This window comes from Nonomuraea mangrovi (assembly GCF_042681425.1).
Classification (GTDB): domain Bacteria; phylum Actinomycetota; class Actinomycetes; order Streptosporangiales; family Streptosporangiaceae; genus Nonomuraea; species Nonomuraea mangrovi.
Genome location: NZ_JBHUFV010000062.1, coordinates 1 through 13,877, shown reverse-complemented (window position 1 = coordinate 13,877; position 13,877 = coordinate 1). Strand labels below are relative to the sequence as shown.

Annotated in this window: 18 protein-coding genes; 12 read left to right on the top strand and 6 right to left on the bottom strand. The window is 70.4% G+C overall.

All coding sequences use genetic code 11. The features are described from left to right. Positions 1-20 precede the first annotated feature (20 nt). Positions 21-521, bottom strand: coding sequence for a DinB family protein (locus tag ACFSKW_RS43315; protein ID WP_379580308.1), 501 nt, complete (start codon positions 519-521; stop codon positions 21-23). A 26-nt stretch (positions 522-547) separates the two neighbouring features. Further along, the gene (locus ACFSKW_RS43310; protein WP_379580307.1) at positions 548-1,174 is read right to left on the bottom strand and encodes a class I SAM-dependent methyltransferase; all 627 of its coding nucleotides are present in this window, start codon (positions 1,172-1,174) and stop codon (positions 548-550) included. 63 nt (positions 1,175-1,237) lie between these two features. Here ACFSKW_RS43310 and ACFSKW_RS43305 point away from each other — a divergent pair, with 63 nt between their 5' ends. After that, positions 1,238-1,870, top strand: a complete 633-nt coding sequence (locus tag ACFSKW_RS43305) for a helix-turn-helix domain-containing protein (RefSeq protein WP_379580306.1) — start codon at positions 1,238-1,240, stop codon at positions 1,868-1,870. A gap of 402 nt (positions 1,871-2,272) precedes the next feature. Continuing rightward, positions 2,273-3,427, top strand: coding sequence for an epoxide hydrolase family protein (locus tag ACFSKW_RS43300; protein WP_379580305.1), 1,155 nt, complete (start codon positions 2,273-2,275; stop codon positions 3,425-3,427). A gap of 74 nt (positions 3,428-3,501) precedes the next feature. Here ACFSKW_RS43300 and ACFSKW_RS43295 read toward each other — a convergent pair whose 3' ends face one another. Next, on the bottom strand, positions 3,502-4,371 hold the full coding sequence (locus tag ACFSKW_RS43295; protein ID WP_379580304.1) for a helix-turn-helix domain-containing protein: 870 nt from the start codon (positions 4,369-4,371) through the stop codon (positions 3,502-3,504). A gap of 320 nt (positions 4,372-4,691) precedes the next feature. Here ACFSKW_RS43295 and ACFSKW_RS43290 point away from each other — a divergent pair, with 320 nt between their 5' ends. After that, positions 4,692-5,240 (top strand): RNA polymerase sigma factor, encoded by a 549-nt coding sequence (locus tag ACFSKW_RS43290; protein ID WP_379580303.1) that lies wholly within the window; start codon positions 4,692-4,694, stop codon positions 5,238-5,240. Next, entirely contained in the window at positions 5,237-6,217 is a 981-nt protein-coding gene (locus ACFSKW_RS43285) for a hypothetical protein (protein ID WP_379580302.1), read from the top strand. Before ACFSKW_RS43290 ends, ACFSKW_RS43285 begins: the two co-directional genes overlap by 4 nt. Before the next feature lie 356 nt (positions 6,218-6,573). On the opposite strand, the gene ACFSKW_RS43280 is transcribed toward ACFSKW_RS43285, so the two are convergent. Beyond that, a complete protein-coding gene (locus ACFSKW_RS43280) occupies positions 6,574-7,494 on the bottom strand; it encodes a TIGR03620 family F420-dependent LLM class oxidoreductase (protein ID WP_379580301.1) in 921 nt (306 codons plus the stop codon). 89 nt (positions 7,495-7,583) lie between these two features. Between ACFSKW_RS43280 and ACFSKW_RS43275 the strand changes: the two genes are divergently transcribed. Together ACFSKW_RS43275 and ACFSKW_RS43270 are read left to right on the top strand one after the other, a co-directional pair. Beyond that, positions 7,584-8,207 (top strand): TetR/AcrR family transcriptional regulator, encoded by a 624-nt coding sequence (locus ACFSKW_RS43275; protein WP_379580300.1) that lies wholly within the window; start codon positions 7,584-7,586, stop codon positions 8,205-8,207. Positions 8,208-8,209: 2 nt separating this feature from the next. After that, entirely contained in the window at positions 8,210-9,049 is an 840-nt protein-coding gene (locus ACFSKW_RS43270) for a fumarylacetoacetate hydrolase family protein (RefSeq protein WP_379580325.1), read from the top strand. A gap of 166 nt (positions 9,050-9,215) precedes the next feature. Here ACFSKW_RS43270 and ACFSKW_RS43265 read toward each other — a convergent pair whose 3' ends face one another. Further along, complete coding sequence (locus ACFSKW_RS43265; protein ID WP_379580299.1) at positions 9,216-9,701, bottom strand: FAD-dependent oxidoreductase; 486 nt, start codon at positions 9,699-9,701, stop codon at positions 9,216-9,218. A 144-nt stretch (positions 9,702-9,845) separates the two neighbouring features. On the opposite strand from ACFSKW_RS43265, the gene ACFSKW_RS43260 reads away from it, so the two are divergent. The 6 genes from ACFSKW_RS43260 (at position 9,846) to ACFSKW_RS43235 (ending at position 12,926) form a co-directional block, all read left to right on the top strand. Further along, positions 9,846-10,022, top strand: coding sequence for a hypothetical protein (locus ACFSKW_RS43260; RefSeq protein WP_379580298.1), 177 nt, complete (start codon positions 9,846-9,848; stop codon positions 10,020-10,022). Positions 10,023-10,037: 15 nt separating this feature from the next. Beyond that, positions 10,038-10,460: a MarR family winged helix-turn-helix transcriptional regulator gene (locus tag ACFSKW_RS43255; RefSeq protein ID WP_379580324.1), complete on the top strand. Its 423-nt coding sequence runs from the start codon at positions 10,038-10,040 to the stop codon at positions 10,458-10,460. Between the two features lie 196 nt (positions 10,461-10,656). Beyond that, complete coding sequence (locus tag ACFSKW_RS43250) at positions 10,657-11,043, top strand: VOC family protein (RefSeq protein WP_379580323.1); 387 nt, start codon at positions 10,657-10,659, stop codon at positions 11,041-11,043. A 34-nt stretch (positions 11,044-11,077) separates the two neighbouring features. Continuing rightward, positions 11,078-11,941: an exodeoxyribonuclease III gene (locus ACFSKW_RS43245; RefSeq protein ID WP_379580297.1), complete on the top strand. Its 864-nt coding sequence runs from the start codon at positions 11,078-11,080 to the stop codon at positions 11,939-11,941. A 194-nt stretch (positions 11,942-12,135) separates the two neighbouring features. Then, complete coding sequence (locus tag ACFSKW_RS43240; protein ID WP_379580296.1) at positions 12,136-12,456, top strand: plasmid stabilization protein; 321 nt, start codon at positions 12,136-12,138, stop codon at positions 12,454-12,456. Between the two features lie 122 nt (positions 12,457-12,578). After that, positions 12,579-12,926 (top strand): STAS domain-containing protein, encoded by a 348-nt coding sequence (locus ACFSKW_RS43235; protein ID WP_379580295.1) that lies wholly within the window; start codon positions 12,579-12,581, stop codon positions 12,924-12,926. Positions 12,927-12,962: 36 nt separating this feature from the next. Here the strand turns inward: ACFSKW_RS43235 and ACFSKW_RS43230 are convergent, their stop codons facing one another. Beyond that, complete coding sequence (locus ACFSKW_RS43230; protein WP_379580294.1) at positions 12,963-13,379, bottom strand: CBS domain-containing protein; 417 nt, start codon at positions 13,377-13,379, stop codon at positions 12,963-12,965. Positions 13,380-13,877 lie beyond the last annotated feature (498 nt).

Below are 13,877 nucleotides of genomic sequence, written 5' to 3'. Positions count from 1 at the left end.
CCTGTCCTTGAGAAGGTGGATCAGCGCCCGGTCGCGCCGTCGATCAGTTCGCGGACGATGTCCGCGTGGCCGGCGTGGCGGCCGGTCTCCTCGATCATGTGGGTGAGTGCCCAGCGGATGCTGGGAGCGGGGCGTTCCGGCCGCGATCGAGGGACCGGTGCGCCGAGGTCGGTGCACCCGTCGAGCACTGCGTTCGCGAGCGTGACCGTCTCTCGGTAGCGGGCGACGACGGCGGACACGCTGTCCTCAGGTGCGGCCTGGAACGTCGCCTGCCAGTCGGTGACGTCGTCCCCGAGGAACATTGAGCGTTCGACGAAGGTGAGGTGGTCGAGCAGGCCGAGCAGGTTCGTGCCCGACGGCACTGCGGCTGTTCGGACCTGCGGTTCGGGGGCACCCTCGACCTTGGCGGCGATCGAGGTCCGGAGGTAGTCGAGGAAGCCGCGCAGGATCTCGGTCTCGCTGCTTCCGGTCCGGGGCGGCGGAGTGTCGCCGCGGCGGTTGCGGCGCGTTGTGCTGGGCACAGTGGTCTCCTTCGTTGGGAGCCATGTCAGGCGGTGCGGCGGATGAGCAGGACGTGGTCGGTGACCTCGGCGGTGCGCCCGCCCGGTCCGGTCGCGATCCGGCGGGGCGCGTCACTCCGCTCGACCGTCCACGTCGCCGCGTCCAGATCGAGACCCGCGGCGACCTCCTGCGGGCTCGGGTATCGGGCGTCGGGATCCTGGTTCCACGACCACGGCGCGGTCGAGCCGTGGTCGACGACCAGCAGTCGCCCACCCGGGCGCAGTGCGTGCGCGGCCGAGCGCAGGACGGTTGCCCTGTCCAGGTCGAGGGGGGTGTGGAGGTAGTGGGCGCAGATCAGGTCGAACCCGCCCAGCGGGAAAGAGTCGTGCAGGTCGTGCCGCACGGTGATGACGTGGTCGCCCAGGCCGTGTGAGCGGGCAAGGCCGGCGAGCCGCTCGACCGCCACGGCCGAGATGTCGACGGCGGTGACGTGCCACCCCCGGCGGGCGAGCCACAGCGCGTCGCCGCCGTCGCCGCATCCGAGGTCCAACGCGTCGCCGGGCGGCAGGCCCGTGACCGTCTCAGCGAGACGGTCGTTCGGCCGAGGGTCGGTGGCCGCTGGTCGGGCCGCATAGACGCCGTCCCAGAACGTGACCGCATCGGTGGTGCTCATCGAGGCTCCTTCTGTCGGTAGGCGCTCAGTTTCGCCAGACCCGCCACGATCTGGCACGGATTCTTGCGGTTCTGGCAAGATGGCCTCGTGGATCGCACAACGGACGAAGACGTGCTTGACGCGGTGGGACCACGACTGCGCGCGCTGCGTCGAGACCGCGGCATCACCCTCGCCGACCTCGCGACGACGACCGGCGTGTCGGAGAGCACCCTGTCCCGGCTGGAGAGCGGGCAGCGCCGGGCGACCCTGGAGTTGCTGCTGCCGCTGGCTCGCACCTACGACGTTCCGTTGGACGATCTCGTCGGCGCCCCGCGCACCGGCGACCCCCGGATACACCTGAAGCCGATCCGGCGGTTCGGGATGATCTTCGTTCCGTTGTCCCGGCGGCCGGGCGGGGTGCACGCGTTCAAAATGATCATCCCCGCTCAGCCGGAACCGCTCACACCGACCCCGCAGACTCACGAAGGCTTCGAGTGGGTGTACGTGCTCAACGGTCGCCTGCGGCTGGTGCTCGGCGAGCGCGACCTGACGTTGCCCCCCGGTGAGGCAGCCGAGTTCGACACGTCCTTGCCGCACTGGCTGGGCAGCGCCGACGGCGGCGTGGTCGAGCTTCTCATCCTGTTCGGCCTGCAAGGGATGCGTGCGCACGTGCGCGCCGACCCTCATCCGTCATCTCACAGCGAGAGCCGGCGGTGAGCTCGGCGCGAGACCGTCCGTTCGCGGCGACAGCGAGCCTTCCCGCTCAGAACCCCTGCTGGAAAGCCTGATCGCGGGAGCCGCGAAGCGCGGCGAGGTGGACTTGTCCTCGTCAGCGAGAAATCCACCGCCGCCAGGGCCCGCCAGGATGCCCCACAGCGCCACGAGCGCCTTGACCACCCGGCCTTGAACAACCCCCGAGCCCGACGCGCACATGCCCGGCCGCACGCGGTGCAGCTCCACACCGCGTGCGGCCGGCGCACGGCAAGAAAGCATCGATTCTCCGCAATCGCTGGCATCGGCACCGAGCCCGGCCGCTTCTAGGGTCGGCTCGGTATCCCTTTCACGCCGTCCCGATCCTGTTTCCCGGGCGGCGCCATTCCCATGTGGCTGGAGCGAGTGATGTCTGACATCGAGCCCTTCCCCATCGCCATTCCCGAGGCCGACCTGGTCGATCTCGCCGAACGCCTGGACCGCGCCCGGCTTCCCGAGGCCGAGACCGTGCCCGACGCCTCCCAGGGTCTGGAGCTGAATCGACTGGAGTCCCTGCTCGACACATGGCGCGACCACGACTGGCGGGGGCTGGAGGAACGCTGGAATGCGATTCCGCACTTTCGTGCGCGCATCGACGGCCTGGGGATCGCGTTCTGGCACGTACGATCCCCGGAGCCGACCGCCCTGCCGCTGCTGCTGACCCACGGCTGGCCCGGCTCCCCACTGGAATTCGAGCAGGTGCTGGGCCCGCTGAGCGACCCGGTCGCGTACGGCGGCAGCCCCGCGGACGCCTTCCACCTGGTGGTGCCGTCACTGCCGGGATTCGGCTTCAGCGAGCGCCCCTCCGAGCCTGGCTGGAACCCCGGCCGGACCGCGGGCGCCTGGGCCGAACTGATGAGCCGGCTCGGCTACGAGCGATTCGGCGCCCACGGCGGTGACTGGGGCGCCTACGTGAGTACGGAACTGGCGGTCCGCCACCCCTCCCGGCTGATCGGACTGCATCTGACCATGCCGATCGCCTCCCCACTGCCGGAAGATCATGCGACAGCGTCATCGGCGGAACGCAGGATGATCGAGCGGCGTGAGGCGCACCTGGCCGACGGCTACGGGTTCGGGCTGCAGATGGGCACGCGGCCGCAGACTGTCGGCAGTGCGCTGGTCGACTCCCCTGTGGGTTTGGCCGCCTGGCTGGGCGAGAAGTTCGTGGCCTACGCCGACACCCGCCCGGAGGCCGGCGGAGGGGTCGGGCTGCGACATCAGGCCGACGGCATCAGCCTGTACTGGATGACCGCCACCGGCGCCTCCAGTTCGCGCTGGTACTGGGAGGCGCTGCGGTGGGCGCCGCGCACCGCCGAGGCCGAGTACGCCCACCCGGTGAGCGTGCCGACCGCGTGCACGGTGTTTCCCGCCGACCCCTGGCCCACCGCCCGCCGCTGGGCGCAGCGCCGTTACACCGACCTGCGCTCCTGGAACGAACCCGACCGAGGCGGCCATTTCCCCGGTCTGGAACAGCCTGACCTGCTGGTCCGGGAACTCCGGGACGCGTTCCGCACGCTGCGCTGATCCGGCACGCGTCAGCGGAGGGTGCCGTCCCTGCTTCGGGGGCCACCCGAACGCGCCCCCGAGTGACCCGGACGCTATCTGAGCCGGTACGCCGACGGTCGCAGCCCCGTCTGGCGCAGGAACGCGGTGGACAGGTGCGCGGGACCGCTGAAACCGCAGCGAACGGCGACTTCGCTGACGGACATGCCGCGATCAAGAAGGCGCTTGGCCTCCTCCACTCGTAGTCGGGTCAGGTAACGGCGCGGGGTCTCGCCGGTGGCCGCCTTGAAGACACGCAGGAAGTGATACGTGCTCAGGTGAACCTCACCGGCGATGGCCGCGAGGCTGAGCGGCTCGGCCAGCCGTTCCCGCATGACGGCGACGGCCTTGCGGACCCGCGCGTCCTCCCGGGCGGCCGGACCGGTGACCGCGTCGCCGGCCCCGGCCACCAGGTGGACGGCGAGGAACTCCGCGGCGGCTTCGGCGTACAACGGGTCGACGCGGCGCTCGGCCGCCGACGCCAGCGTCCGGAGCATCGACACCAGGACGGGGTCGTCGCTGGGACGGGCCATGCGTGCCCGCACGCCGAGCTGGGCCGTGACGCGGTCGACCACTTCGTACGGCAGGTGGAGCTGGACGGTCTCCATCGGCGCGGTGGTGGCATAGCGCACGTGCGTCGGCTGGCCCGGGACGGCCATGCCGAGCTGCCCGGGCCGGATGGCGGTGCGGGACCATCCGTCGGAGCCGCTGGTCTGCATCCAGCCCGCGCCCTCTGTGATCAGCCAGAAGTGATGATCCGTCGAAGCCGGCAGCGTCATGTGCTCGGCCGCGGGGTTGTGCCGGAACCGCTGCACCAGCAGTGATCGCCATCCCGAGTCGTCCCAGCTCGACAAGGTACGCGTGACGTATGTCTCCTGTTCGAAGCCGGCGTAGCCCCCCATGTCAAAGGAAGAGGTGCGCTCCATGCGCCGAAGACTACCGGGGTCCCGCCGCTCGCTTTGATCACGCGGCTTCTGTCTGACCGATCACCGGGCGGCGTGGCAGGGCCTTCGTCGGCCGCCCGTTGTACGCGTGTGCGAGCCCCGGCCGGAATCCCGGGCGATGCGGGCAGCGCGCCACCGCTCGACGAGGCCCACGGCACGCTGGTCGAACTGCCGCAGGCCGCGTCCGCCAGGGACGCCGGCGAAATCTTCTCGCATCGGCTCGAAATGATGGACCCGCAACGCACATAGGCAGGTTTGTCCGTCACAAGAGCTGATGAGGAGGCTTGCCATGGGATCCGCCCGTGAGTGACAAGCGAAGAGCCAGGTTCGAGGCCGTCTACACGCAGTCCTACGGCCAGATCACGGCATACGCCGCCCGCCGTTGCGAATCGCCGCAGGACGCCGCCGACGTGGTCGCCGAGACCTTCACCGTGGCCTGGCGCCGGATCGACGAACTGCCCGAAGGCGAGGCGGCCACCCTCTGGCTGTACGGCGTGGCGCGCAAGGTGATGGCCAACCACTTCCGTGGCGACAACCGGCGGCGGGCGCGCAGCGCCGAGCTCGACGCCGAGATGGCCGACCTGTACGCCGACTCCCCCGAAAGGAAGATCGAGCTCGCGGCCATCGGCGACGCGTTCAGGAGCCTGCCCGCCGACGACCGCGAGCTGCTGTCCCTGCTCGTCTGGGAAGGCCTGGGCCGTGAGGAGATCGCGAAGACGCTCGGGCTGTCGCGCAACGCCGTACGCATCAGGCTGCACCGGGCCCGCAGGCGCCTGTCCCGCGCACTCGCCGAGTCGGGTGCCCACCACGTATCAGAAAGCCGGCTGGTCCCGGCGGAGAGGCCGCTGTGAAGAACATCGACGAGATCGCGGCGATGAGAGCGATGGCCAGGGTCGAGCCCGGCCGGGAGGGTGGCGACCCTGCCGGCCAAGGGGCGCGGGCGCTGCTCGCGGCCATCACCGCGGAGCAGCCGGGCGCCACCCCGGAGAAGCTCGACGCCCCGCGGTGGAGGCGCGGGTACACGCCCGGGCGGCTGGCCCTCGGGCTGGCGGCCTCGGTCGTGCTCGCCGCCGGCGCGGTGGTGGGTTCCGGGCTGCTGTCGGACGGCTCCGGCCTGTCCAGCTCCTACGCCGTGACCAGGGCCGCCGACGGCAAGGTCATCATCCAGGTGCGTGACTTCCGCGACGCCGAGGGGCTGGAGAGACGGCTCAAGGACCTCAACGTGCCCGCCATCGTGGACTACGTCCCCTCCGGGCAGATGTGCGGCGAACCCCGGGGCACGCACGTCGAGGACATCCCGTCCGGCCTGTACAGCGTGCCGGAGAACATCCCTGGAGAGAGGGAGGGCTGGCAGATGCGGATCGACACCTCGCTGTTCAAGCCCGGCCAGACCTTCGTCTGGACCATCAGCGCCGACGCGAACGGCGGGAACAGCTCCACCTCCACCTACCTCATGGAGGGCCCGATCGCGCCGTGCCAGCCCGTCCCCGCTCCCCCGCCGAGGGAGTACAAGCCGGAGTTCCGGATCGCCACCGTCAAGGGACGGTCGCTGGAGGGGCTGCGCGTGGACGAGAAGACCGTCGGCGAGGTGCTACCCGAGCTCAGGAAGCGGAACAAGAAGGTCCTCTTCGCGGTCATCTCCGTCCCCCCGGGCAACCCGGGTGGGTTTGGGGTGGAACGCACCCAGAAGGAGCCGGTCGGTGACGGCTGGATCGTCTGGGAGGCGGAGGACAACGACAAGGGGGTGATCCGCCTGCTCGTCACCGAGCAGCGCCTCGACAAGAATCCCTTCTACGGCGGGCCCCGCGACGCCGTCCTCCCCGAGTAGCCCCATCGGCCGGCATCGTCGTCAGCACCTACGACGAGATCGTCGCGCTGCCGCACGACCGACGCATCGCGAAACGGCTGGTCGGCCCGCGGCTGGTCGGCCCGCCGCCCTACCGCCCGAGCTCGACGCTGCGCGGCCCGCGCCACCTCCCCGTCGAGTACGACAGGGTTCCCTGACCAGCCTGCGGTACCGCCGCCAGCGGTCGAGCGCCCTCGTGCGGCTCGACCACCACACCGACAGGTCCGGCATGTCCCAGACCGTTCTATCCGGCTGGTTACGGCCTGCGACCTCCACATGGTCCAGCACGGCATCGGTGTGTCCTACCGGTCCCGCTCAGCGTGCGGCCGCCGGGTGTCTCACAGAGCTGTCAGGGCGGACAGCTCGCGCCACTGCGCGAGCGGGAGCGCGCCGGGGCGTTCGGTGAGTACCTGCAGGCACACATGGTCCGCGCCCGCGTCGACGTGGGCACGGACCCGCTTCTCGATCGCCTCCGCGCCGCCGTACGCGACGATCGCGTCGACCAGCCGCTCGCTGCCGTGCGCGATCTCGTCCTCACCGAAGCCGAGCCGTCGCAGACTGGCGATCTGGTGCGGGGCGGCGCCGCGGTAGGAGGACACGTGCTCACTGGCCACCTCGCGTGCTCGATCCAGATCGTGGTCCAGCACCACGACCTGTTCCACCGCGAGCAGCGCGTCAGGCCCCATGATCTCCCTGGCCAGCGCGGTGTGCTCGACGGGCACGAAGTAGGAGTGCGCGCCCAGCGTGCGCCGGCCCGCCAGGGCGAGCATCTGCGGCCCGAGCGCGGCCAGCATCCTGTACGGCGGGCGCGGCGGCGGGGGCGAGTCCAGCGGAACGGCATCCATCGCGTCGAGGTAGGCGGTCATCGTGGCCACCGCCTTGCCGCGACCGGGAACCGCGTACCCGTCCACCTGGATCGGCGCGTCGCTGACCCGGTGCCCGCCGAGGCCCAGAAGGTATCGACCGGGGTGGGCCTCGCTGAGCGAACGCTCGGCGGCGGCCATGGAGATCGGGTCGCGCAGCGCGATGTTCGCGATGCCGGCGGCCACCGTGATCCGCCGGGTGGCCGACAGCAGCAGCCATGCCTGGCTCACCGTGTCGCGTCCCAGCCCCTCGCCGAACCACACGGTGCCGTAGCCGAGCTCCTCGATCTCGGCCGCCGCGTCGCGCACCTCGCCCGCGGGCCGCCCGTCGAAGGCGAAGGTCCAGATTCCGACCCTGCCGAGGCGCGGGCCGCCGCCCTTGCGCGTGCTGGTCATGGTTCTCCCGTCCACTTTCCGGAGAGGGTCTCCGGATAGTGGGGACTATAATTCGGAGAGCCTCTCCGTTTCAACCTCGAGGAGTGCGTGTGCAGACACGGTCCATACGCGCCGACGCGCGACGCAATCGCGACCTGCTGCTGGCTGCGGCCATGGACGTGATCGCCGAAGAGGGGCCCAACGCGTCTCTGAACGAGATCGCACGACGGGCCGGGGTGGGGCCCGGCACGCTCTACCGGCACTTCCCCGCTCGCGACGCACTGCTGGCGGCGGTGTTCGAGGGACGGCTGGCCAGGCTGTGCACGCGGGCGGAGGAGATGGCCGAGGCACTGCCGCCCGGCGAGGCGCTGATCGCCTGGCTGCGCCTGCTGATCGCGCACGCCATGACCGACCACGGGTTGGGCGCACGAATGATGCTGACCACCTCCTCAGCCGAGGCGGACTGCTCAGCGACCCTGCGCGACGTCGCCGATCGGCTGCTCGGCCCGGCTCAGCGGGAGGGGTCCGTGCGGGCGGACCTCGACTTCGCCGACCTGGTCGAGTTGACCGCGGGCATCGCGCAGGCGGCCGCCGACCCCGTCCGGGCCGAGCGGCTGCTCATGCTGACGCTCGACGGCCTGCGAACGGCGGCGGAACCGACCGCCGGTGCCCTCGGCGCAGTCGAGACAGGCACCACCGGCCGGGTGGCCACACCGCGGCAGGAGAGGGAGTGAGCATGCACTTCGCCAGGTTCGACTTCGGCGTCGGCGTCCTGCACGACGGCCGGGCCAGGCACCTGCCCTGGGAATCCATGTCCGAACTGCTCCGGCACCGCCGTGCCGCGATCAGACAGGCCATGGAGGAGCCGTCGTCCCGTTGGTTCCCCGAGGCCGAGGTCACCCTCCAGGCCCCGATCGACGGCCGGATGGAGGTCTGGGCGGCCGGGGTCACCTACGAACGCTCCCTTGACGCCCGAGTCGAGGAGAGCACCCACACCGGGGCGCTCTCCACGGTTTACGACCGGGTCTACGCGGCTGACCGGCCCGAGCTGTTCTTCAAGGCGGCGGCGTGGCGGGTCGTCACGGAGGGGCAGCCGATCATGATCCGGGCGGATGCGGCCGCGTCGGTGCCGGAGCCGGAGTTGGCCGTCGTGGCCAACTGTTTCGGCGAGCCCGTCGGCGTGACCATCTGCGACGACATGACCGCCCGCACGATCGAGGGCGACAACCCGCTCTACCTCCCCCAGGCGAAGATCTACGACGGCGCCTGCGGGCTGGCCAGGAAGGTCCTGCCTTGGTGGGAGTTGCCGCCGGAGATGCGGATCACCATGGAGATCCACCGCGGCGGGCCGGCCGTCTTCACCGGCGAGACGAGCACCGCGCGGCTCCGCCGTACCCCTGAGGAACTTCTGGGCTGGCTGTTCCGCGAGCAGAGCTTCCCGGACGGGGTGATCCTGTCCACCGGCACCGGCATCGTGCCCCCGCTGGATTTCACGCTGGCGCCGGGCGACGAGGTGACCATCGCGATCGAGGGGGTCGGCGTGCTGCGCCAGCGCGTGGAAGAACGCGGGACTTGACGATCGGCGAGCCGGGTAGTCCGGCGGGCCGGGCCGCCGCAGCATGACGTGATCCTCACCGCCGTCCTCCGGCGCGCCATCCTCCACCCTCGCCTGGCCGGCGCCTCGACACCGACGCGGAGAACGGACCTCTCGTCGGGGGACCTCGGCGGCTCAGACGGACTGGCTAGAGGGCTTGCGCAGCAGGCGCGTTCAGGCGGTTGCTGAAGCGGGCGAGCATCGCGGTCTGGGATGTCTCGGGGAACAGGCGGCCGATCAGCGGCGGGATGCGCCAGTTGGCGGGGCTGCGCCTGGCCAGCCGGGAAACCAGGGATATGTGCGGGTAGCGGGCCTTCTCGTAGGCGCGCAGCCGTACCGCCGGATCGTCGCCGCCCTTGGCGAGCTCGCGCCCGAGCACCCACACGTCCTCGAGGGTCTGGTTGGCGCCCTGCCCCAAGGTGGGTGGCATGGTGTGGGCGGCGTCGCCGACCAGGGTGATGCGGCCCTCCCCCCACACCTGGCGGACCTTGTTCCAGTGGTGCCCGAAGAAGCCGAGGTCGTCCTCGGACCCGCCGGCGAGCACCTCGGGGACGGGCGACGCCCAGTGCCCGAACCGGCGCCTCAGCTCGGTCAGCGGTGCCGCGGGCGGCGGCTCGGTCGGTGACCAGCGCACGTCGAACCTGGCTGACGCCCTGGCAGCTCATGCCGTGGCGGACGAGGTCGTCGGGCAGGCCTTCGGCCAGGCGTTCCAGCAGGTCGCGGCGGGAGATCGCCTTGGTCTCGAAGCCGAAACGATCGGCCGCGTGGGCAAAGGTTCATGCTGGTGCGCAGCCGGCCGTCGGAGGTCAGCGCGTCGATCCTGTCGACGCGCCCGCCGACGCCGTCCAGGCTGACGCCGAGATCGTTCAGTACGGCGTTGCCGTTGCTGAAGATGGTCACCGCCGCGCCACCCGTGCGCAGGGCCGGAGCCTGCTCGAAAACCCGCACCCGGTGACCGGCGGCCAGCAGCCTGCGCGAGTTCCTGATCGCGGTTCTTCTCCACAACGAGGCGGTCGCCGACCGGCTCGGCCTGCAACCGGTCGACGTCGCCGCCGCCATCCTGCTGGAGATGCGTGGACCGCTCGCCGTAGGGGCGATCTCCGAGGAGCTCGGCCTGCCGTCCGCCTCGACAACCCGGCTGATCGACAGGCTGGAGAAGGCGGGCTACGTGCGGCGGGTGCGCGGCGAGCGTGATCGGCGCACGGTCACCGTGGAGCTGCTCGAAGGCGGCATGGACGATTACTACGCCGCCTGCGAGGCGTCCAGGCGGCACTTGGACGCGATCAGCGCGCACTACGCGCCGGAACAGGTGCCGATGCTGTTGGGGCTGTTCACCCGAGTCGGCGAGGCCTACCGATCGGCCACCAAGGAACTACGAGAAGGCGCGACCTGAACCGCTCCGGCACCTCGGCGCCTCGACCTGCTCGGCCCCGGTTCCGAAGGCCTGGCGGACCGCCACGATCGGCTCGCGGGCAGACGCGCGTCCGACAGCAGGTAAGCGAACCCCGCAGGCTTCAGGAGCGCCCGCCGCGGTGGCCCGGTTGTCGGAACGGTGTGTCCTCGCCGCCGTGCGGGGGAACAGGGGCGGCATGGAGGTGTTGAGCAGTCGAGTGCTGCTGCGTCCGCGCGAGCTCGCACGCAGCCGGCGCTTCTACGCCGAGACGCTCGGCTTGGCGGTCTATCGCGAGTTCGGCCCTGCCGGTCAACTCGGGACGGTCTTCTTCCTGGGGCAGGGATTCCTGGAGCTCTCCGGGCACTCCGACGGCGGGGCCGGCTCGGAGCTGTCCCTCTGGCTGCAGGTGCGCGACGTGGCGAGCGAGGAGGAACGCCTTCGCGGGGCAGGCGTCACGGTGCTGCGCGAGGCCCGCCTGGAGCCGTGGGGTCTCATCGAGTTGTGGATCGCCGATCCCGACGGCCATCGCATCGTCCTGGTGCAGGTCCCGCCTGACCATCCCTTGCGCCGTGACCCGCGCTGACCCGTAGGCACCGGGCGCGGCTATCGTGGGCAGGGTGCGGATAGCCAGTTGGAACGTCAACTCGGTCAAGCAGCGGATGCCACGGTTGTTGCCATGGCTGGACCAGCGGCAGCCCGACGTCGTCTGCCTGCAGGAGACCAAGCTGGCAGACGGCGCCTTCACCGAACTGCTCGGCGAGTCGCTCGACGCCCGCGGCTACGAGGTCGCGGTGTACGGCGAGGCGCGGTGGAACGGGGTCGCGATCCTTTCCAGGGCAGGGCTCGACGACGTGGTGACCGGCATCGCCAACGGGCCGGGGTTTCCGCATCCGGAGGCGCGGGCGATCGCCGCGACCTGCGGTGGGATCCGTGTGCACTCGGTGTACGTGCCGAACGGCCGGATCCCGGACTCCGACCACTACCGCTACAAGTTGACATGGCTGGCGGCGCTGCGCGACGTGGTCGGCGCCGGTCCTGAGGCCGTGATCGTGTGCGGTGACCTGAACATCGCGCCGACCGACGCGGACGTGTTCGATCCCCTCGCCTACGCCGGTCAGACTCATGTCACACCGCCGGAGCGGGCGGCACTGGCCGAGCTCCAGGCCCTGGGCCTGCGGGACGTCGTGCGGGACCGCTGGCCGGGCGAGCGGGTGTTCACCTATTGGGACTACCGGGCCGGGATGTTCCACAAGGACCTGGGCATGCGGATCGACCTGGCGCTGGCGTCGGCTCCGGTGGCGGGCCGGGTGCGGGCCGCCTGGATCGACAGGCACGCGCGCAAGGGCACAGGCCCGAGTGACCACGCACCTGTGATCGTCGACTTGGACGAGGCGCCGGACGGGGACATCGGGCCGGTCGTGCCGCCACCTTCCGCCCCGTCCGTCAGGCCGGGCACGGCCAAGCTGCCTCAATCACCCTGACCGGCCATTTCGCCCCGGCCACCTGCCTCCGCCATCCCGTATATGGCGAAGCCGTCAAGGCGGCCTGCGCCGGCGTCACACCTCCCGAGGCCGATGGCCCCCGATGCAGTTCGCCGTCCGACGGATTCGAACGTCACACAGGGGTAGGGGCAGAACGGGAAGCTCCACGGCAGACGTCGAAGAGGTGAATCGAGATGCCGCGAGGATCGAGTGCCAAACGAGAGCGCCAGTACGAGCACATCAAGGAAAGCGCGAGCAAGCGTGGAGAGAGCGAGAAGCGGGCCAAGGAGATCGCGGCTCGCACAGTGAACAAGGAACGCGCGCGTGCGGGCGAGTCACGCACCGCCAGCCGAACCTCGACCGACGACATGTCCGCGAGCCGGCGTGGTGGCCTGCGTTCGCGTTCCGGCGCCGGTGGCCGCACCAAGGAGCAGTTGTACGCCGAGGCCAAGCGCCGCAACATCAAGGGCCGTTCGCATATGAGCAAGGCGGAGTTGGAGAAGGCCCTGAGCTGACGTGCGCCTTCAGCCGTACGGCTCCGCATGGCTGCCCAACCCCGGCGGGGTGAGACTCATGCTCCCGGCTGACCGCGAAACACAGACCTGTGCGGACATGACCGTCCGGCTATCGTGATCACATGTCGCTACGCCTGACCTGCCACTACCCGTCCGGGGCCACGGTGATCACTGTGGCAGGAGACGTCGACGCCACAACCAGCACCGATCTGGCCTCCTACATCGAGCAGACACGACGCCAGCCGGGCGATCACCTTGTCCTCGACCTGAGCGGTATGCCGTTCCTGGACAGCGCCGGTCTGAGCGTGCTGCTCACCGCCCACACCTTCACCCGCGAGCACGGCGGCACCGTGCACCTGGCGGACCTGCAACCGGCCCCCGCCCGGATGCTCCACATCACCGGCATCGACACTCACATACCCGTGCACGCCACGGTCACCGACGCTCTGGCCGCCCTCGACGTCACCTAGTAGCATCCGGGTTTGGTTACCTCCGCACCCCAGGGCTCAGTCGGTGGTGAGTGCGTCGAGCAGGTCGCCGACAGTGGCGTCGGGCAGCGCCCTGGCCACCTCGGCGAGTGCGACGATGCCGACGAGCCGGTGTCCGTCGATGACGGGCAGCCGGCGCACCTTGTACTGCGCCATGGTGCGCAGGATCTCTCTGGCGTCGTCGTCTGCGCCGATCGTGACGGCCTCCCCCTGAGCCAGCTCACCGGCCAGGCACGCCTTCGCATCCTTGCCCTGGGCCAGCACCTTCACCACGATGTCCCGGTCGGTGAGCATGCCCTTGAGCCGGTCGTCTGTGCCGCAGATGGGCAGTGAGCCCACATCCAGCCTCGCCATCTTCTCCGCCGCCTCGAGCACCGATTCGTCGGCGTTCACGCACTCGACGTCGGAGGTCATGATCTCCCGCGCGGTTGGCATATCCGTCTCCCTTCGTCGCCCGCCCGCTGCCCCCCTGCGCGGACATGAAACGGGAAAGCGGTGCGGCTCGTCGATCGTCATCGACACGCTCAACCTCTATGGCGAGGATGGCGGTCTCGTTCGCGCCAGATCGGCCCCGAGCAGGAGGCCTTCTTCGACTTCTACGCCTCCCGTGTGCTACCCGCCATGAAGGGCTAGCGCTCCGGCCACATGTATCGATCTTTGAGCACACTTCGGCCTCCACGTCGCCCTCGTCGGGAACGTGAAGGTCGGGATGGTTGCGGTTCTTGCCGTGCTTGGGCTCAGTCGTGGGCTGGAGCCATACGGTCAGCGTGCCTGATGGCGCTCCCGGCGGTGGCCACAGATGCGGCCCGTCGCCTTCGTGCTCGATCTCATAGCCCAGGGCCTCCTCTGCCCGCCGCCTTCGTCCGTTGCTTCAGCTCACCGTGGACTCGAGCGCGGGTGCCTCGTCGGATCGGTGTGTTTCGTGATACCCGC